Origin of the sequence: Micromonospora sp. WMMD961, from assembly GCF_029626145.1 — a bacterium.
Lineage (GTDB): Bacteria > Actinomycetota > Actinomycetes > Mycobacteriales > Micromonosporaceae > Micromonospora.
Genome location: NZ_JARUBJ010000002.1, coordinates 5015656 through 5034460 on the forward strand (window position 1 = coordinate 5015656; position 18805 = coordinate 5034460).

The 18805-nt window shown below is 67.7% G+C and carries 16 protein-coding genes; 8 read left to right on the forward strand and 8 right to left on the reverse strand.

Annotated features, from left to right (window positions below):
• Positions 1 to 33 precede the first annotated feature (33 nt).
• Together O7614_RS22630 and O7614_RS22635 are read left to right on the forward strand one after the other, a co-directional pair.
• On the forward strand, positions 34 to 1083 hold the full coding sequence (locus O7614_RS22630) for an ATP-binding protein (RefSeq protein WP_278140488.1): 1050 nt from the start codon (positions 34 to 36) through the stop codon (positions 1081 to 1083).
• 63 nt (positions 1084 to 1146) lie between these two features.
• The gene (locus O7614_RS22635; protein ID WP_278140489.1) at positions 1147 to 1503 is read left to right on the forward strand and encodes a response regulator; all 357 of its coding nucleotides are present in this window, start codon (positions 1147 to 1149) and stop codon (positions 1501 to 1503) included.
• On the opposite strand, the gene O7614_RS22640 is transcribed toward O7614_RS22635, so the two are convergent.
• A complete protein-coding gene (locus O7614_RS22640; protein WP_278142336.1) occupies positions 1493 to 2140 on the reverse strand; it encodes a response regulator transcription factor in 648 nt (215 codons plus the stop codon). The two genes, O7614_RS22635 and O7614_RS22640, sit on opposite strands and share 11 nt — an antisense overlap.
• Before the next feature lie 360 nt (positions 2141 to 2500).
• Here O7614_RS22640 and O7614_RS22645 point away from each other — a divergent pair, with 360 nt between their 5' ends.
• On the forward strand, positions 2501 to 3472 hold the full coding sequence (locus O7614_RS22645) for an alpha/beta hydrolase (protein WP_278140490.1): 972 nt from the start codon (positions 2501 to 2503) through the stop codon (positions 3470 to 3472).
• A 48-nt stretch (positions 3473 to 3520) separates the two neighbouring features.
• A complete protein-coding gene (locus O7614_RS22650; protein ID WP_278140491.1) occupies positions 3521 to 4567 on the forward strand; it encodes a DUF4331 family protein in 1047 nt (348 codons plus the stop codon).
• A gap of 667 nt (positions 4568 to 5234) precedes the next feature.
• Here the strand turns inward: O7614_RS22650 and O7614_RS22655 are convergent.
• Positions 5235 to 5780 (reverse strand): nuclear transport factor 2 family protein, encoded by a 546-nt coding sequence (locus O7614_RS22655; RefSeq protein WP_278140492.1) that lies wholly within the window; start codon positions 5778 to 5780, stop codon positions 5235 to 5237.
• 195 nt (positions 5781 to 5975) lie between these two features.
• Positions 5976 to 6254 carry a hypothetical protein gene (locus O7614_RS22660; protein WP_278140493.1) on the reverse strand — a complete coding sequence of 93 codons (279 nt, stop codon included), beginning with the start codon at positions 6252 to 6254 and terminating at the stop codon, positions 5976 to 5978.
• Positions 6255 to 6661: 407 nt separating this feature from the next.
• Here O7614_RS22660 and O7614_RS22665 point away from each other — a divergent pair, with 407 nt between their 5' ends.
• The gene (locus tag O7614_RS22665; protein WP_278140494.1) at positions 6662 to 7279 is read left to right on the forward strand and encodes a TetR/AcrR family transcriptional regulator; all 618 of its coding nucleotides are present in this window, start codon (positions 6662 to 6664) and stop codon (positions 7277 to 7279) included.
• An 834-nt stretch (positions 7280 to 8113) separates the two neighbouring features.
• Here O7614_RS22665 and O7614_RS22670 read toward each other — a convergent pair.
• The 3 genes from O7614_RS22670 to O7614_RS22680 all read right to left on the reverse strand — a co-directional run bounded on the left by O7614_RS22670 (position 8114) and on the right by O7614_RS22680 (position 11999).
• A complete protein-coding gene (locus O7614_RS22670; protein WP_278140495.1) occupies positions 8114 to 9247 on the reverse strand; it encodes a cupin domain-containing protein in 1134 nt (377 codons plus the stop codon).
• A gap of 672 nt (positions 9248 to 9919) precedes the next feature.
• A complete protein-coding gene (locus O7614_RS22675) occupies positions 9920 to 11065 on the reverse strand; it encodes a putative manganese transporter (RefSeq protein WP_278140496.1) in 1146 nt (381 codons plus the stop codon).
• A 67-nt stretch (positions 11066 to 11132) separates the two neighbouring features.
• Entirely contained in the window at positions 11133 to 11999 is an 867-nt protein-coding gene (locus O7614_RS22680; protein ID WP_278140497.1) for a manganese catalase family protein, read from the reverse strand.
• Positions 12000 to 12179: 180 nt separating this feature from the next.
• Between O7614_RS22680 and O7614_RS22685 the strand changes: the two genes are divergently transcribed.
• Complete coding sequence (locus tag O7614_RS22685) at positions 12180 to 12824, forward strand: response regulator transcription factor (RefSeq protein WP_278140498.1); 645 nt, start codon at positions 12180 to 12182, stop codon at positions 12822 to 12824.
• 37 nt (positions 12825 to 12861) lie between these two features.
• Here the strand turns inward: O7614_RS22685 and O7614_RS22690 are convergent, their stop codons facing one another.
• Positions 12862 to 13065: a hypothetical protein gene (locus O7614_RS22690; protein ID WP_278140499.1), complete on the reverse strand. Its 204-nt coding sequence runs from the start codon at positions 13063 to 13065 to the stop codon at positions 12862 to 12864.
• A gap of 1856 nt (positions 13066 to 14921) precedes the next feature.
• Between O7614_RS22690 and O7614_RS22695 the strand changes: the two genes are divergently transcribed.
• Together O7614_RS22695 and O7614_RS22700 are read left to right on the forward strand one after the other, a co-directional pair.
• The gene (locus O7614_RS22695) at positions 14922 to 15944 is read left to right on the forward strand and encodes a DUF4331 family protein (protein ID WP_278140500.1); all 1023 of its coding nucleotides are present in this window, start codon (positions 14922 to 14924) and stop codon (positions 15942 to 15944) included.
• 106 nt (positions 15945 to 16050) lie between these two features.
• A complete protein-coding gene (locus O7614_RS22700) occupies positions 16051 to 17247 on the forward strand; it encodes a low temperature requirement protein A (protein ID WP_278140501.1) in 1197 nt (398 codons plus the stop codon).
• 292 nt (positions 17248 to 17539) lie between these two features.
• Here O7614_RS22700 and O7614_RS22705 read toward each other — a convergent pair whose 3' ends face one another.
• Positions 17540 to 18451, reverse strand: coding sequence for a DMT family transporter (locus O7614_RS22705; protein WP_278140502.1), 912 nt, complete (start codon positions 18449 to 18451; stop codon positions 17540 to 17542).
• Between the last annotated feature and the right edge of the window lie 354 nt (positions 18452 to 18805).

Below are 18805 nucleotides of genomic sequence, written 5' to 3' on the forward strand. Positions count from 1 at the left end.
ACTGATTGTCGCTGCGGCGGCGAGGGCCGCCCGGTGACGACCATCGCCGAGCTGCTGCCGAGTGTCCTCGATGCCGTGCCGCAGCCGGTCTGGGTGGCGGACACGCAGGGCCTCGTCATCTACACGAACCCGGCCGCCGCCGCCGCGCTCGGCTTCCAGGACGCCACAGAGATCGAGGGCCGCTCCAGCCACCTGCTCCTGCACCCGATCCGGCGCGACGGCTCGCCGTTTCCCGCGTCGGAGTGCCTCATGCTCGCCCCGGCGCACACCGGCGTTACCACCCACAGCGACGACGACTGGTTCCTGCGCCGAGACGGGTCATTCTTCCCGGTCTCGTGGTGGTCGGCCCCCATCAACCTGCCCGGCGGGCGAGGCGTGGTCTGCGCCTGGTCTGACGCCACCGAACGACGGGCGTTCGAACACGCCACCCGCGAACGCGACGCGGCGCAGATCCGCGCGTCCGAGTCCCGCGCGGCCCAACGCCGCATCATCGAAAGCATCGCCGCCGTGCATCGGCAGACGGCCCGTGACCTACATGACGGCGCGCAGCAACGGCTGGTGAACCTGCTGATCGGCCTACGCCTGGCCCGGGAGCAGATCGCCACGACCAGCCCGCAGGCGCTTCCACTCATCGACAATTCCGTCGCCGAAGCTCAAGCCGCCATCGACGAGCTGCGGCAGCTCGCGGCGGGCATACACCCGTCGATGCTGACCTCCCGAGGGCTTGCGCCGGCCATCGACGCCCTGGCCGCCCGCAGCCCGATCCCGACCATCGTGTCCGGGAAGCTTGATCGCCGCCTGCCCGCCACAGTCGAGTCGAACGTCTACTTCCTGATCTCCGAGGCGATGACGAACGCCGCGAAACACTCGTGCGCCTCCCGCATCGAGATCACCCTCACCCTGGACGAGGACCTCGTGGTCACGGTCGCCGACGACGGCATCGGGGGCATCGGCGACCAGAGGTCCGGAAGCGGACTGGTCGGCCTGGCCGACCGGGTGGCCGCGTTCGACGGTGAGATCACGATCACCTCGCCGCGCGGAGGCGGCACGGTCATCCGCGCTCGGCTACCGGTGCCAGCCTGAACAGCCGATTTCGTGGGGTTGACCCCATGGACCGGGGCCGCCGAGCCGCGCGATCCTGGAAACATGGCGGTAACGGTGGTCGTCGTCGATGACGACGCGGGCTTTCGGCGGGTGGTGACAATGTTGCTCACCACTCGCGGCCTGAGCGTCGTCGCGCAGGCGGTCGACGGCGCCTCCGGCATCGAAGCGGTACGCCGCCACGCCCCTGACGCGGTCCTGTTGGACCTGAACCTGCCCGACCAGGATGGGCTCACCGTGGCTCGGGCTCTACGGCTGACCGACCGACCGCCGACGGTGGTGCTGACATCGACCGACCCGTCGCCGTGGCCCGCTGAAGAATTGACCGAGGCGGCGATCCGGTCGTTCGTCGCCAAGGACCGGCTGTTCGACGCCGACTTCGACGCCCTCTTCAGCTCCTGAGAAAGGTCAGCACTGCCAGCACTCGGCGGTGCTGGGTCGAGTCGGCCTGCTGCAGGTCGAGCTTTTGAAAGATCCCGGTGACGTGCCGCTCGACGGCAGGGACCGTCACGAACAGTTTCCTGGCGATACCGGCGTTCGAATGACCTTCGGCCATCAGGGCCAGCACCTCTCGTTCCCGAGGCGTCAGGCCAGCGAGCGGATCGCCGGTGCGCTTGCGGCCGACCAGGCTGGCGATGACGTCGGGGTCCAGGGCCGAGCCACCGTCGACGACCCGTCGCACCGCGTCGCTCAACGAGTCCGGGCTGGCGATCTTCTCCTTGAGCAGGTAGCCCACACCGGACGGATCGTCACCCACGAGGTCGAGGGCGTAGCCGGCGTCGAGGAACTGGGACAACACGATCACGCCGACCGGCGGCTGGGCTGCCCGGATCCGCAACGCCGCCCGCAGACCGTCGTCGGCCAGGTTCGGCGGCATCTGGATGTCCGTGATCACCACGTCCGGCCGGTGCTCGGCCGCGATCCGGACCAGATCATCGGCGTTGGCCGCCGACGCCACGACCTCAATGCTCACTTGGGCCAGCATCGACACGATGCCTTCTCGGACCAAGGGCTGATCTTCGCCGACAACGGCGCGAATTGTGCTGTTCATCGACTCTCTATCTCAGCAATTCGGGTGCACCCCGAATGCCGGTTACCGGTCAACCGGTAACTCCGGGATCAGCGCAATTCTAACCAACCGAGGTGGCGCCGGTTCAGGCCGGCTCACCAGGGCGTTCGACCAGCGGACCCAGTCCCCGTGGGGTTAACCCCAACCGCGCCCTGGGGCGGACAGCGAAAAGCCGTCGGGCGGGCAGCGGCGAAAGGTTGGAGACCGCTCGACAGCCTTTCCCCGCCTCTCTCGGAAGACTTCTTACCAGCGGCGGAGATGCCAACGAGCCTCCCGCGAAGACAGGAAATAGCCAGGCCCCGGTGCGGGGCAGACGGCAAGGAGAAGGACATGAACCAGTCGGAGAACCAGCCCGTGGTGCTCGAACGGGCGGCGCAGGCGTTCGTCGAGGCGACCGCGAACCCGCCCTTCCTGTTCGACCTCGGCCCGGTCGAGGGACGCACGGCCGTCGACGAGGTGCAGAGCGGCGACATCGACAAGCCGAAGGTCGACATCGCGGACATCACCGTGCCCGGTGGCCCCAACGGCCCGGTGTCGGTGCGGATCCTGCGGCCGGTCGGCGCCAACGGCCCGCTGCCGGTGATCATCTACATTCACGGCGCCGGCTGGGTGTTCGGCAACGCCCACACCCACGACCGTCTCGTCCGGGAACTCGCCGTCGGCACGGGCGCCGCCGTTGTCTTTCCGAACTACAGCCTCTCTCCCGAGGCCCGCTACCCGGTCGCCATCGAGGAGAACTACGCGGTCGCGACCTGGATCGCCGCGCACGGCGGCGAGCACGGCCTGGACGCCGGCCGCATGGCGGTCGCCGGGGACAGCGTCGGCGGGAACATGGCAGCCGCGCTGACCCTGATGGCCAAGGACCGCGGCGGCGTCGATCTGGCGCAGCAGGTGCTCTTCTACCCCGTCACCGATGCCGCGTTCGACACCGGTTCCTACGAGCGGTTCGCCACCGGCTACTTCCTGCGCCGCGACGGCATGCAGTGGTTCTGGGACCAGTACACGACCGACCCCGCCGAGCGGGCGCAGATCACCGCGTCGCCGCTGCGCGCCACCGTCGAGCAGCTCCAGGGTCTGCCCCCGGCGTTGGTGATCACCGGCGAGGCCGACGTGCTGCGCGACGAGGGCGAGGCGTACGCGAACAAGCTGCGCCAGGCCGGCGTCCCGGTCACCGCGGTGCGCTACCAGGGCATCATCCACGACTTCGTGATGCTCAACGCCCTGCGCGAGACCCACGCCGCGCAGGCCGCGATCACCCAGGCCATCACCGTGCTGCGCACCGCGCTCGGCACCGACGCCTGACCCACCAACACCTTTCTTTCAACGCCTGTCTTTCAAGGAGTCCGAATCATGTCGCACCACCTCGATTCCCCCGCCGCCCGCCAGGACGTCCGACTGGACATCTCCGACCTGTACCTGTTTCGCGGCGAACGCGGCACGGTGTTCGTGATGAACGTGAACCACTCCATCGCCACCGCGGCCACCGGTCACGAGGTCCCCACCGGCTACCACCACGAGGCACAGTACGAATTCAAGATCGACACCAACGGTAACGCGGTCGAGGACCTCAGCTACCGGTTCACCTTCGGCGAACTCGACCAGGCCGGCAACCAGACCGTGCGGCTGGTCCGACTCACCGGGGCCGACGCAGCGAACCCGCACGCCCCGGGCACCCTGCTCGCCGAGGGCAGCACCGGCCGGGCCACCGAGACCACCGACGGCCTGCGGCTCTGGGTCGGCAAGGCCGGCGACCCGTTCTGGATCGAACCGGACGTCCTGCACGCCATCGGCCACGCCCTGACCGACGGCACCCGCGCCGACTTCGGCACGTGGACCCCGGCGCAGGCCACGAACCTGTTCGCCGGACACACCGTGTACACGATCGTCCTGGAGATCCCCGACGAGCAGCTGCTCGCCGCCACCGGCCCGGACAACCGGATCGACGCCTGGGCAGTCACCAACCTGGCCACCGACGCCGGCGGCTGGCGACAGATCAACCGAGCCGGACACCCCATGATTCACCCGCTGCTCACCCAGTACAACGAGCAGCTGGGCGACCAACTCAACGCGACCCTCCCGGCGGACGACACCGCCACCTACGGCAAGGCCGTCGCCGCGGCGGTGGCCCGGGTCGTCGCCGCCTACGGCACGGCGCAGGACCCCGAGGCGTACGGCGAGACTGTCGCCGCCCGGCTCTTCCCCGACGTGCTGCCATACACGATCGGCACCCCAGCGGTGTACGGCTTCACCGGGTTCAACGGCCGGTCGCTGATCGACAATGCTCCGGACGTGATGTTCTCCCTCGCTACCAACAGCGCCTTCACAATCGGCCTCACGAAGGACTCGGTAACCACGAAGCCGGCAAGCCACTTCCCGTACGTGCCCGAAGCCGCCTGACGCGGCACCGTCCCACCTTGTCAGGGACTGCGGCTCTCTTGCGCAGCGGTGACCGGCCCTCGCCCACACGCGCGGCCCGGTCACCGCTTCCCCGGCAAGGCGAGGGACACCGGTGGGCCGTCACCATGAATGCTCGAAGATCCGGTCCCGCAAGGACCGCTACGCACCCAAGCCGGAGGAAGACCATGACGACCACGCTGATCCGCACGCACGGGCGGCCAGCGACCAGAACCACCCGAAGGTCGTTAAGCAGGGCGGAGTGGGGCCGCCTCGGCGGGATGGCCGCTGTAGTGATCGGCCTGCACGCTCGGCTGGGGCACATTGGCATTGCTGGTCGCACCCCAGCACTACATCGTTGGTACCCAGACGCTCGGCCTCGGTGTGGGATTCACCGCCTACACCCTCGGTATGCGACACGCTTTCGACGCCGACCACATCTCTGCCATTGTCAACACGACGCGAAAGCTCATGGACGAGGGGCAGCGGCCACTGACCTCTTTGCGGTGCCGCAAAGATATCCGGGCCGCCGCTTCACCGCCTATGGCACCGGCCCCACGCGGACATCACTTACCAGAGATAAGGGACCCACTGCGCCTCACCCATTTCGAATACCGACCGACACCTACCCGAATCCTGTCGAGACCACTTCACTGGCTCAATACCGTTGTCAGTGTTGGCTCGTAGGCAGGAAGCGCTTGATGTCCTGACGCTGCTTGAGTGGGACGGACAACGCCTTGTTGGACACCGTTCCTCCGAGGTGTCGTTCGGCGATTCGCCACCCGTCGCTGGTGGATCGGAGGCGGTCAAGCACCGGTGAGTACGCCCAGATGCCGGGCAGGTTGTTGCTGCTCTCCACGGCGGCACCGGCGCGGATCTGCTGGGCCTGTTCCGGCCACGCGTGCCGGATTAGAAGGTTCTGATAGCGCACCATGACGCCGTCCACGTCCGGGTCGACGATGTGGTTGCTGGCGTGCCGGTTGACGCCCGGGATCAGGTATGGGTATCCGTCGGTGAGAAACGCGCGGATTTGCGTCGCTCCGCGGATCGCCCCGTGTGTGTGGTGAACCGTCGCGTCAGGGAGAAACGCGTTGATCATGGCTTCGAGGTCGTAGGCCTCGAAAAGCCAATTGAGCCGGTTGACGAAGTCGACGGCGCTGGTCCAGTCGCCAGGATCGACCGTGCCGCTGACACTTACCCGGGGAAACCCTGTCACAGCTTTACACCTTTGCGATCGGAGGTTTTTCGGGGCGGTCGCCCCCTTTTGTAACAGCATCGGCCGGCAACTCAGCAGCAAGTCAGGTGCCGTGTGTCGAGTGAAGTGCGTCGGGATCGTTCAACCCGGCCGCGCCGAGTCGCGGGCGGATACGCGGAACTGGTGCGGCGCCGCCGGCACGCAGTCTCGGTCGGCTCACCCGTCGAGTCGTTCGATGATGGTGGCGTTGGCGGTGCCCCCGGCCTTTACATGGTCTGCAGATTCGGCGCTGATGCCCTGCGGGATCAGCCCACCGGGATAGCGCGCGGCGACCGCGGGCCCACCGACGTCGACGCGGGCGCCGTCGGCCAAGGCCGCGCTGCCGATCGGCACTCTACTCATCGACTCCACTCCGCAGGCGATGACGATGTCGTACTCGCCGGCGACGAGGCCCTGGGCGGCGAAGCTCAGCGCCTGTGGCTGCTGCTGCCGCACTGCCGGTCCACTGTCGTGCCGGACACTGACTCGGGGAGTTCCGGGGCGAGGGCGGCCAGGCGGGTGGTGTCGGTGCTCCATTCACCAACCATCCCCACAACCCTACCGATCGCTCGTCGATCACGTCGTCGATCTCGACCGGGTCGAGACCGGGGAGCCGAGCGACCAAGATGCACAACGCGTGCGCGTGCAGGTCGACCGGGTGCGTCCCCGCCAACGCGCCTTCAGGCTTGCCCTTGGCCACCGGCGTCCGTACGGCCTCGACTATTACCGCGTCGCGCATCCTCACTCCTTGACTCCAATCGGACCGATCGGTCCGATCGTGCAGGACCGAGCCATGCCGGGTCAATGGCCACGGACCGATCGGTCCGTTACGCTCGACACAACGCGGTGATCAAGGAGGGACCATGGCCCGTACGGCGACTCAGGGCAGTCGGGAGCGCATCCTCGCTAGCGCGGGGGCGCTGTTCTATCAGCATGGAGTGCGGGCCGTCGGCATGAGCCAGGTGATCGTGGCGGCAGGGTGCGGGAAAAACCTTCTCTATACCCACTTCGCGAGCAAGAACGACCTGGTGGCAGAGTACCTGCGATCCTGCCGCACCGAGCGAGATCGCTTGTCGGCCGCCGCCATGGCAGCCGTCGCCGGTGGTGACTCCGCAACCCGGCTACTGGAATTCGTCGCGGAGATTGCGACCACGGTGGCCCGTCCGGAGTTCATCGGCTGCGCCTTCCGGCGATATCTCGCCGAGTTCCCGCACGACGTGAGCGAGCCAGCACGGGTGGCACGCAGCTATCTTCGGGACACTCGGGCAGAGCTGGATTGGCTGGTCGCCGCCCTATGCGCTACCGATACGGATCGGCTCGCCGACCGGATCTGGCTGGTCGTGGAGGGCCTGTACGCCAGCGCCGCCAACGGGGGCGAGGCCGCCCTCTCTGGGGCCATCGCCGTGGGGCTTGTCGAGGAGCTGGTGAATGACGCCGTGGCGACTGCCCAAGCGTCCAGCCAGGCAAGGTCGGCGACATGACGCAGGGTCAAGATCACGATTACACGGTGTGCTCGGTCGGTCGCAGGCTAGGCGGCGTGGTCCGGTGACCGGCGCGCCGACCCGGTCTCCGCGCCGAGCATCCATGCGGCGGAATAGCACGCTGGCGTGCTGTTCCGCGCCGACCAGGCCACGACCGCTCCGCCCGACAGCGACCTTTGGCGCAAGGCGGCAGGAGCGCCTCCAGCCGGCGGGCGCGCTTCGGGACGATCCGCAGGGTGAACGCCCCGGCCCGGTCCTGCGGTTCCAGGGGAAGCATTTGGAAGCGAACCTGCGCCTGGTCGACGCGCTCGGCCGGGTTACGCAGCGGCTCGGGGCGACCACGAGCCAGGTGGCGATCGCCTGGGTAGCGGTTACAAGGCGAGCAAATCGTCCCACTGGTCGGCGCGCGGCGGCGCGACCGGCTAGCCGAGTCGCTGGCCGCCGTCGACCTGGTGCTCGGCCACGCCGCGCTGGACGAGATCGAACGGGCAGTGCCAGCCGGGTCCGCCTCCGGCCAACGATACGCGGCGGCGATGATGGCCACCCTCGACGGCGAGAAGTGACCGCAGGAGTGGTGGGCGGAGGGGTTTCCGACCATCCGCCCACCACCCCGATCAGGCGGGGTCGGGTCTACGGCGGGCCGGGCGGGGTGCGACGAGGCAGGGCAGCGGTGCCGGCGTGGCCGAGCAGATGGGGCGTCGGTTTGGGCGGTGCCACCAGCGCCAGCAGCAGGCCTTGGCGGCGTATCAGGGTTTGCGGCAGGCGTACGACGGGGCGCGGTGGCCGGTGATCTCCTCTCGGTGAGGGTGCCGGTCACCGCGCTTCCCATGGGCGTCAGACGACGGTTTGCTTGGTGTTCGGCAGCTCGTTGACCAGTGACTGCGGCACATTGATTGTGTCCGCGATGATCTCGTGCGGGGTATTGGCCATCCATTGCATCACGGAGATGTCCTCGAACCGGGGATGGCGGAACATCTCCAGGTAGACCAGCGGCTCGTCGCCGGTGTTTTCGATGTAGTGACCGTATGCGAATGGTACGTAGCCGACGTCGCCGGCCTGGAAGTCGAACGTGCGGGCCGTGGCTGACGCCGCGAAGACCCCCATGCGTCCGGTGCCGGAGATGTAGTACTGCCACTCGTCGGTGTTCGGATGCCAGTGCAGCTCACGCAACCCGCCGGGCTCGACCTCCACCAGGGCGGCGGCGGTCGTGATCGAGGCGGCGAAGTTGGTCGAGTCGGTGATCCGGACCCTTCCGCCGTGGAAATGCTGCGGGGTCTGGGCGGTCATTCGGTGTTTGAAGCTGCGCGGAATGGTGCCGGTGGGGCTGATTATCCGGTCCTGTTGTAGGGGCGGTGGGACATCGCCCTGGAAGATGTACTTTTCCCGCTCGGGCAGGTTTTCCATCTGCTCCAAAGTCCAGCCGAAGTTCTTCGCCAGGACCTGTCGGGGCACGTGGGCGAAGAAGTCGCTGAGCAGGAAGGTGTTGTTCTCCGAGAAGGCGCCGTCGTCGAAGACCAGCAGGAACTGTGCACCGTCGGCCAGGGCCTGAATGTTGTGTGGCACGCCTTGCGGGAAGAACCACAGGTCGCCAGCCTTGACGTCCTCGATGAAGTTGCGCCCCTCGTGGTCGACCGCGCTTATCCGGCAACTGCCGCTGAGCATGTAGGCCCACTCCGACTGCTGATGCCAGTGGATCTCCCGGTACGCGCCCGGCTCCAGCCCGAACTGGACACCGGCCATCGTGGTGGCGACGGGTAGGTCGCGGACGGTGACCTCCCGTGTCCAGCCGCCCTTTTCCACCCGGGTGTGCGCCTGGGAGAACGAGAACTTGAGATTGGGCACCAGCCGACTGTCCGTTGTCGGTGGCACCACGAGATCCGGATTCTGTCGCTCGACTTCGATGTTGCGCCCGGCGAAGGGCGCGCTGCCCTGGCCGTCGCGCCGCGGCTCGGGATCGTTGTTCGTCATGGCTGCTGACTCCTTACTTCCGGTCGGACCAGACTCATGGTTGGGACGGATTCGTCCCGCATACATGGCCGGGGCGGCAACCCCAGCAGGGTGCGAACGGCGGGCCGTCCGTACTGCAGCGCGACTGCGCCGGGAATCGCGGCCGCGGTCGTGACCAGTGCCAGCCAGGTCCACACCGGAGCGCGGTTGGCTGCTCCGGCCCCGGCGAGCAGGCAGAACACGAGCAGTACGCTGCGTAGCCGGTGCAGACCGGGCAGGTCGGCCCGGCGGGGGCGGGCTCGCGGTAACGCGCCCGGCGTCACGACGACTTCCAGGTCGTTGGTGGACCCTGAACCTGCTGTTCAGAGCAGGCGAGCAGCGTGGGTGCGAACACCAGCGTGGGGGGCCCGCCGATTCGCGTTCCCGGCTCGGCATTCGTGGCGACCGAGCCGCCGGGCCACCAGCCGTCCGGGGCGGTGGCGGTGCCATGCTGAATGCCGTCATCAAGACCTTCAGGACGGCGGCCCGTCCCGGCGCTCCACCGCGGCCCAGCCGCAGGGCCGATGGGGTGGGGATCCGGCACCGTGTCGCGATCTGGTCCGCATACCCGGTGCGGAGCCGCTCGTCGGCTCCGGGCCCACTGGATCGTCGCGCGCATGGCACATCGCCTCCTCGAATCAACGGTTTCGGCGTTCAGCTGAGGAACAACAGCAGAGTTAGGCCGACGAGGATCGCCGGGACCGTGGTGATCAGGGTTGCCAGCGCGGCAGCGCGACGGCGCAGCGCGGCCAGCGGGATGAGAGCGTCTCCGTCCTGGCTGATCGCGTTCGCGACCAGGGTCGTCACGGGCAGGCCGCCGCTGACGTAGATGCCGGTGAAGACGATCTGAACCGCGCAGCCGGGAATGAGGCCGATCAACGCGCCGACGATGACTCCGGCTGCCCCGGCGAGTGCTAGTTGGGAGCCGTCGAATCCGGTGGTCGTGCTGAGAATCTGCCAGCCGAGGTAGGCCACGGCCACCCAGAAGGTGATGAACGAGGCTTCGTGCGCGCTGTGGCGCAAGGCGTCTCGTACGGTCCGGGGTTGAGCGGTCTCGAGCGTGTCATCGGCGAACCGGCCGCGTCCGGCGGCGAAGATCAGCACCGCGACGAACGTCCCGGCACAACCGAGTATGAGGTAGGGGTCGACGCCGCCGAGTGGGGCGCTGAGCAGGGACGGGTCGACAACGTGGAATACCACAGGTACGGAGACCAGGAACGCGGGTGTGGTCAACCCCCAGAAGGCGGTGGACATTCGACGCTGCCGCTCCACGACCGGGGCGGGCCGGGTCAGAAGGGCCAGCGCGGCGCGCTGTCCCGGCGCGGCCGTCACGGTCGGCCCGGCGGCCGGGATGTCAACCGGCCCGGGCTCGCTCTCGCGGCGGACCGCCGGGCGATGCAGGGCTCGGGCGGGGTCGATGCCGAGCAGGTCCACTGTGTATCCGGTGGCGAGCCCGACCGCGAAGAGCAGCGCGTGGATCTTGAGGGCGAAGTCCGGGTCGGCGGCGATCACCACCCAGGAGGAGTCTCCCATTGTAGAGGCGAGGGCGGCCACAACCGTACCGAAGGAGACCTTGCCCCGGGCGTAGAGCGGCATGAGGATGATCGCGCCGCCGCAGCCGGGGCTCACCCCAAGCAGCGCTCCGACCAGCGGTCCTAGCCGGGGGTGTCGGGTGAGCCCGTCGGTGACCCGGCTGCCGTACCGCCAGCGTAGCCAGCCGAAGAGGGCCACCAGCACCGCGACGTAGACGCCGACCTGCATGAACGCGTCCGCTAAGGGACGAACCAACAATTCAACCATGATCGACCCTTCCAGTCGTCGGTCGCGCCGGTCGCCCCGAAGTGACGAGGCAAAGAGAGGCGGCAGGTCAGCGGCGGTTGTCGCCCACGCTGAGGAACTGACCGACGGTCGGCGGCGGAGTGCCGTGCAGGCGCGGGTCCCCGGGCGGCAACACCGGTTCGTCGGCGTGCGCGGTCGGGCTCGCCTGGTAGCTGAACTCGCCCTGGCCATCCGGGCTCGGGCCGGACGCCCACCTGCCTTCGGCCGCGTCTTCGCCGGCCGAGAAGTTGATGTACTGGTAGGCGAACTGGTTCTCCTGCTCCGCGTCGGGGAACGCCTCGGGGACCGGCATCTCCTCGAGACCGTCCTGCTTGAGCTGTTCGATCGCGGCCAACCACATGTTCTGGTGCATGGTGTCCCGGGCTAGGAGGAACCGCAGCATCTGCTTCACGCCGGGGTCGTCGGTCATGTTGAACAGCCGGGCGACCTGTAGCCGGCCCTGCGCCTCGGCGGTCACGTTGAGGTGGAAGTCAGCGAGCAGGTTGCCACTGGCGGTGATGAAGGCCCCGTTCCACGGCACCCCGTTGCTGTCCACCGGCAGCGGGCCGCCGCCGGAGTGAATGAAATGCGCCGGGTTCGATCCGGCGTAGATTGCGGTCAGCATCGGGTTGTCCTCGGCCGCCGCTTCCTGCACGGACAGCGGGGCGCTGTCGAGCAGTCGGGCGATCATCGTGCAGATCATCTCGACGTGGCCCATCTCCTCGGTCCCCACGTCGAGCAGTAGGTCCTTGTACTTGCCCGGCAACCGGCAGCTCCAGCCCTGGAACAGGTACTGGTTGGCGACGGTCATCTCGCCCCATTTGCCGCCGAGCACTTCTTGAAGGCGGCGGGCAAAGGCGGCGTCAGGGCCGTCGGGCTTAGCTTCGAACTGTAGATCCTTGACGTGGCTGAACACGGTGGCCTCCTCGGATCGCGGGCACCGGGCTCATTCCCCATCTGCTGGCCCGCCGGGGCCAACCGGCGGCCCGCCGGGGCCAACTCTCGTCCGCCATGGAACAACCCGTTCGGACAAGCGGCTCACCGCCCGGCCCGTTCAGTCGTGCATGACTGGTCCTCCTTCGGGTATGGGCCCGGGGTGCCCGTCCCGGCCCCCGTCCGCATCGCGGTGATCGACGACCACCGACTATTCGTACGGGGTCTGGAACTGCTGCTCGCCGCCACCAGCGGCGGCCGTGCCTGTGTTGTGGGATCGACCGGTGACGCTGCCGCTGCCGCCTCTCTCGTCCGGCAATGTGTACCGGATCTGGCGCTGGTCGATCTGCACCTGCCGACTCCCGGTGGAGTCCGTGCCATCGCCGCGATCCGTCGAACCACTCCCGGCGTACGGATCGTCGCGATGTCCGGGCTCGGCGAAACCAACCTCGCTGTCGAGGCGCTGCGGGCGGGTGCGACCGGATACCTACCCAAGAGCGGCGAGCCGGAGGAGTTGCTACCGCCGCTGCTCTCAGTCCTTGACGGCTGGGCCGTTCTTCCCGCCGAGCTACTCACGGCGCTACTCGCACCCGCAGCCAACCGACTACCCGCCTCGCCCGTACTCGATGACCACGAACGCCTACTTCTACAACTCATCGCGAAGGGACACGGCACCGTGCAGATCGCCGACAACCTGCATGTTTCGGAGCGAACGGTCAAGCGGCTCACCGCATCACTGCTGCGGAAGCTGCGGGTCGCCAACCGGACCGAAGCCGCCGCACTCGCCGGCAACGCCGGCCTGCTCTAGTCTGCCGAGCCGGCGACCGTGGAAATGGTCCGCCTCGCTACCTCAACGCCGCAAACCTCGGCCAGATGCGCGCGTAGACCGGCTCCCCGTAGTCCGCGCTGAAGGCGATCGTCAGCATGCCGACGGTCATGGCGGCGGCGATCGCGAGTGGAGACGGCCCGCGCACCGCCGATGCCGCCAGCGACAGGACCACCGCGCCGATCGGCAACCGCCACAGCATCGCCCGGAACACCACCAGCATCGCCCGGAACACCGCCGGCGCGTACCCGGCGCGTCCGAGGAGGAAACACCACCGGCCCAGCGACCACGTGGGCCAGCTCCGTGTGGTTGGTCTCGCCGGGCGGGGTTTCCGGTGACTATGGCACCGGCGGCGGCGATCAGCGTGCGGTTCTCCCGCCGCAGTCGGGCCAGCTCCGTCCGCTCATCACTGGTCAACCCGTCCGACCGGTTCCCGACACCGAGTTCGGCCCGCTTAACCCACTGCCGCACCGCCGTCTCGGTCAGATCGAAATCCCTCGCCACCTGCCCAACCGTGCGGTCCCCGCGCTGACACACCTCGACAATCTCGGCCTCGAACTCGGGCAGGAACGCCCGCCGAGGCCTCGATCACTTCTTACCCACGTCCTCCCTAATGCTGGCCATCCTCCCGGAGAACCCAGGTCTCCTGATCTTGGATGTCCCTCAAACCGGGTTAGGTCCAGACCTTGTCGGGCGGGGCGGTGGCGGGCTTCGCACCTACCAGCGGGACCAGCGCTCATCAGCGCCAGGATGAGGTTCGGACGAGGCCTTTGACCCCTTCGAACCAGGGCGGCAGCCAGCTGCCCGGGCTGGCTCCACGGCAGGGATGACATGCTGACGATTCGCCCCAAAAGCGGTGTCGGCGCCCCTCTTCGGATATCGGCGGCGAGGCGTCGCCTGCCGGAATGATGCAAGTGAATCTGCGGGGCAAGCTTCCCACTAACGGTGAGACGAGGTGATTCGTCACGATGATGTGATCGGTTTGGAGGAAAGACGTCCGGTCGCGGCATGGGTCCGGCGTGTCGATCAGCGTGCCTCGGCCGAGCAGTGCGGGTTCGGCGGGTCGGGTGCCGGGTGGCTGTCCTCGGCCGGCCCCGGGTGGCGTCATTGGCTTGCCCGGCACGACGACGAGTCTGACGTTGCGCCGTATGCGGCCGTCGTCCCTGGCGCGGTAGGTCCGCGCGAGGACGGCGCTCTCGACTCGGCGATCATGGCGGTAAGTTCGTCTTCGGTGAGCCAGGCCGCGGCTTCGCGGTGGACCATGTCGTCGCGGTGGGGCCGGCGTGCTCGTGGGGCGAGGTAGCGGACGAAGTCGCCGATCAGTGATATCGGGCCAGGTGAAGAACTGGCGCGATCGGGTGCGCAGCCTTTCGAGCGTTGACCCTGCTGCTTTACACCGGTTGCTGGTGCTGATTTGCGGCTGAATTGCCTCCGTGTGCGGAGAGCCAGACGCTGATGGTTTGGCACCTGTTAGGCGTCCGCGTACCGGTGTCTGATTCAAGCGCGTTGCGCTCCTCGCCGCGCAGACACTCGGCCTGAATGAGGCGTCGCGCCGGGCGGAACCGCCATCGCGGCCCGCACGGACCGTGCGACACCGATGCTCCTCTTGCGCGCCGCGGGCGCCGCTCGCGCCGTAGCGGGTGCCCATTCCTCCGCTTGCTGTCACGCGGGTCCTTCCGTTCCACGCCGTGCTGGCGGGCCCGAACTCCGAGTCCCAGGTGGGTGCCACGACCGGACGGCACGGCGTCGGCTCGGGCCGAACGAATCCTCGTGCAGTTCGGCTCGCGTCGGAGCCAGGGCCGCGCGGATCGCGACGTGCCAGGGCCCTCGACGACGCGGCCCGGGCCGCCGGCCATGGGGGACTGGGATGCCACGCAAGGTGCCTGCCGTCTACCCCGGACCCCAGTTCCGGTCGACCTACCACAAGCTGAACCGTCACACGCGTGGAGGCGGTGTGCGGGCCTGAACCAGGCACAGGCGACCAACGTCCGGCCCGACCTCCCGTTCCTACCCGGTCGGTGCATTGCGGTTGGTATGTTCCTATACGTCCTGAAAGTACGAAAAGCTTGGAGATTATCCATGTCGCACCACCTCGATACCCCCCTGGCTGCCCAGGGCGGCCAGCTCTACATCGACGACCTCTACGTTTTTCAGGGCGAGCACGGCACGGTGTTCGTGATGGATGTCAACAGCTCGGTGACGAAGGCCGACATCAAGCGCGGCTTTCACCACGAGGGGCGCTACGAGTTCAAGATTCACTTCGGCGGTGCGGATATGGAGGAGCTGACCTTCCGGGTGACCTTCGGCGAGCCGGACGGCGACGGCAAGCAGTCACTGATGCTGCACGCACTGACCGGCGCAGACGCACGCGACGACGGTGCCACCGGCACGCTGCTCATCCAGGGACGGACCGGCGAGACGACCGACGGCGCCAACATGCGGATCTGGGCCGGGCGGATCACCGACCCGTTCTATGTCGACTTGGACGAGCTCGCCACTATCAACGGCGCCGTCAAGGACGGCGCGAAGGTGGACCGCTCGGCGTGGAGCGTCGACCAGGCCAAGAACAGCTTCGCGGGCACCACCGTCGAGTCGATCGTCCTTGAGGTCAACCGGGACGAGCCCCTGGTGCCCGACGACACCCGGATCGGCGTGTGGTGTCGCACCATGCTGGCTACTGACGCAGGTGGTTGGCGACAGATCAACCGCGCCGGGCACCCGATGATGTGGCCCATCTTCTGGCCGCACGACACCGACTTCTCCGACCCCGCCAACGTCCGCCACCCCAGCAAGGACCTCACCGAGGATGGCGAGGAGATCGCCACCGCGGTCGCGGGCGTCGTCGCCGCCAACGGCACCGCCCTAGATCCCCAGGCATACGGGTGGAGCGTAGCGCGGCAGCTCTACCCCGACATGCTCACCTATCAGACCGGCACGGCCGCGAACTATGGCTTCGCGATCCGCAACGGCCGCGCCATGGCCGACAACGCACCCGAGGTGATGTTCTCCCTGGTGCTGAACACCGGCACCACCTCCGGCCTCACCAGGGACATCACCAAGGCCGCCCGCGCCGACACATTCCCGTACGTGGTGCCTGCCTGACCAGCCGCGCGCTCATCACTGCAATCACCCAAGACTGGTCTGCACACGGAGGGCCCGCGTCGCCCGCAGAATCGGCTCGTAGCCGCCGCCGCGCAAGGTGGTTCGGATGACGGATGAACAGGCGGCGTACCGCCCGTTGCTGCGCCGACGAGAGGATTCCAAGCAGCCCGCTTTCCTTGAGCTCTTCTTCGACCTGGTCTACGTCCTCACCCTGACGCAGCTCACACACCTCCTCATCGACCACCTCGGTTGGGCTGGTGCGTTCGAGGCGTTTGTGTTGCTGCTGGCGTTGTGGTGGGTCTGGGTCCTGACCGCATGGATGACCGACCAGTTCGACCCGCAGCATCCGGTCGTGCAGGGCTACGTCATCCTGGTCATGATGGCCATCCTGGTGATGGCGATCCTGGTGCCCCGAGGGCTCAGCGGACACAGCACCGCCTTCGCTGGCTTCTACGTCGCCATCAACCTGGGCCGTTGCTTGTTCGTGCTGCTCGGCGCGCGGGGCACCTTGCTGCCCCAGCGCGCCCTGCGGGCCGGATTCTGGCTCGCGGTGTCACTGATCTTCTGGATCGCAAGCGCGTTCACCGAGGGTTGGCGGCGCGGAGTGCTGTGGCTGATGGCCCTGGCCGTGGACTATCTGTCGGCGGCGCTGCGCTGGCCGACGCCGAAGCTCGGCAGGGCCCCCGGATGGGAGCTGGCGATCGCCGAAACCCACCTCGCCGAACGGTACCGACAGGTCATCATCGTCGCCCTCGGCGAGATCGTCCTCATCATGGGCATCACCTTCGCCAACACCGACAACGCGCAGTTCACGTTCGGTCGCACCGTCGTGCTCCTGCTATCCCTCATCAGCACCGCCCTGATGTGGCGGCTCTACATCTACCGTGCCGGCCAGCAACTCGCGCCGGCCATCGCGGTCTCCCCGCACCCGCACCGGCTCAGCCAATGGGCGTCATACCTGCACCTGGTGATGATCGCCGGAATCCTGCTAACCGCTGTGGGCTTCACCCTCATCATCGAACACCCGACCACCGATCCGCCGCCGGCCTGGATCGCCGGGATCGCCGGAGGCCCGGCGCTTTTCCTGGCCGGCCGGGCCGGCTTCGAGTACCTGATCTTCGGGCGGGTGACGCTTCCCCGGCTGGTCGGAATCGTCACTCTAGGGGGCATCGGCTCGCTGGTGGTCCACTTGCGCCCGGAGATCACCTCGGCCGCCGCGACTCTCGTACTGGCCGCCGTCGCCGCCCTGGACGCGGTTCGTGGCCATCGGCGAGGTCGGGAACCGGCAAGACCACCCACCTGAGCGGAACTGGTGGCCCGTACGCAGAGTCAACCCGGCGGGATCCGGCATCCACACGTGCTTCTCGAGGGCGTCGATCACACCGTGGAGTAGGTCGGCGGACGAGGGATCCCCGGCGTCGGCGGTACCGTGCACCATCGGCCCGGTCGAGGCGCGGCGCGGATCCGGTTAGAGATGGTCTCGATGACCAACGGTGTCACCGTTGGTCGTCGGGAATTCGGCCAGTGTCGTCGTGTCCGCCACTGTGCCGGACTGGCCGGTTCGGCACGCCCGCAGCCGCTCGGTCACGTCACCGTCATCGGCCCGCGTGTGACGCGGGTGTGGAGACGATCACAACGGACACAAGCGCAAGCGCCGTGCCAGCGATCATCGTGTAGCGGATCACCGCACCCGGCTGCGGGAGGAACAGATCCAGCGCGAGCGACACCAGGAGCTGTCCTGCTGTCGTACCCACGCCCAGCATCAGCACTCCAGTTCTTCTGACAAGCTGGCTGGTCGCGGCAATGAAGAGCAGCGATGTGAGTCCCCCCGCATACAGCCACCCTTCTGTTGGGAATCGGGGAATTGCGCCTGCGGCAACCAGACGTATCGCGGCAAGCGTGCCGGTGACGATGGCGCCTCCAAGGAAATTTACGAATGTGGAGGTGATGACCGAATTGGCGGCCACACGCACGCGGCCGTTCACCGCTTGCTGCCAGCCGATGCAGAGGCCACCGAGCAGCGGAACAGCCAGTGCGACAACGGGGAATCCGCCGGTGAGATCCGCAGAAACCGACCAGCCGACAGCTACCAGGCCGAGCGCGGCTCCGGCAAGTCGACGGACGGTCAACGAGTGTTTACCGGAAGGGCCGATGCCGAGGCGGTCGACGAAGAGGCCACCGACGGTCTGACCGGCAACAGTCGAGGTGCTGAATACCGCGGTGCCTAGGAGTGCGGCGACGAGTCCTTGGCCGATCACGAAAACGGATCCCACGGCACCACCGAAGAGAATCCAGCGCGGAAGAGCCGCCGCTTTCACATCGGCCCGGACGGCACGCAAACCTGCGCGCCCACTGCCGCTCACAAGCATGGCGATCATGGTCAGAGTCAGACCGATGAGGAAAATGACGGCAGCTGCGAGAAACCCGTCTCCGAGGCGGCTACCCAACTGGCCATTGATCCGAGTCTGAAGGGCGAGGATTCCGCCCAGCATGATGAGCGCCACCATGCTGGCTGCGGTGGAGGCTGCTCCGCCTCGGCTGTCGCTAGCTCTTCGCATGAGGCGACAGTATGAGTTTGTCCGGCTCGACCCCAGGTCGCAGTATTCCTGGGTGCAGCTCACCTAGGCAAGCAGCGCCGCTATCGCGGCCGTGTGTCTACGCAAGAAATTCAGAACCGGTAAACGCATAGGCGGTGGGCGCAACAGCTTCGTTAAGCAGCTAGGGGATTGGTTATGACCTGCCTCCGCAAACGCCCGCAACTATTCGTTGAGGTGCTTGTGTTTCGGCGGTCGGCCTTCGCCCTTAGGCCGCCGGGTGGGAGTGGCGCACCCAGGTTAATCTCGCTCTGCCAGCCGGCCTCG

Bases quoted from the DNA above. Each gene is read 5' to 3' on its own strand.
- O7614_RS22635 (WP_278140489.1), top strand. From the start codon at position 1,147: ATGGCGGTAACGGTGGTCGTCGTCGATGACGACGCGGGCTTTCGGCGG.
- O7614_RS22645 (WP_278140490.1), top strand. From the start codon at position 2,501: ATGAACCAGTCGGAGAACCAGCCCGTGGTGCTCGAACGGGCGGCGCAG.
- O7614_RS22650 (WP_278140491.1), top strand. From the start codon at position 3,521: ATGTCGCACCACCTCGATTCCCCCGCCGCCCGCCAGGACGTCCGACTG.
- O7614_RS22665 (WP_278140494.1), top strand. From the start codon at position 6,662: ATGGCCCGTACGGCGACTCAGGGCAGTCGGGAGCGCATCCTCGCTAGC.
- O7614_RS22670 (WP_278140495.1), bottom strand. From the start codon at position 9,247: ATGACGAACAACGATCCCGAGCCGCGGCGCGACGGCCAGGGCAGCGCG.
- O7614_RS22675 (WP_278140496.1), bottom strand. From the start codon at position 11,065: ATGGTTGAATTGTTGGTTCGTCCCTTAGCGGACGCGTTCATGCAGGTC.
- O7614_RS22690 (WP_278140499.1), bottom strand. From the start codon at position 13,065: ATGCTGGTGGTGTTCCGGGCGATGCTGTGGCGGTTGCCGATCGGCGCG.
- O7614_RS22695 (WP_278140500.1), top strand. From the start codon at position 14,922: ATGTCGCACCACCTCGATACCCCCCTGGCTGCCCAGGGCGGCCAGCTC.
- O7614_RS22700 (WP_278140501.1), top strand. From the start codon at position 16,051: ATGACGGATGAACAGGCGGCGTACCGCCCGTTGCTGCGCCGACGAGAG.
- O7614_RS22705 (WP_278140502.1), bottom strand. From the start codon at position 18,451: ATGGTGGCGCTCATCATGCTGGGCGGAATCCTCGCCCTTCAGACTCGG.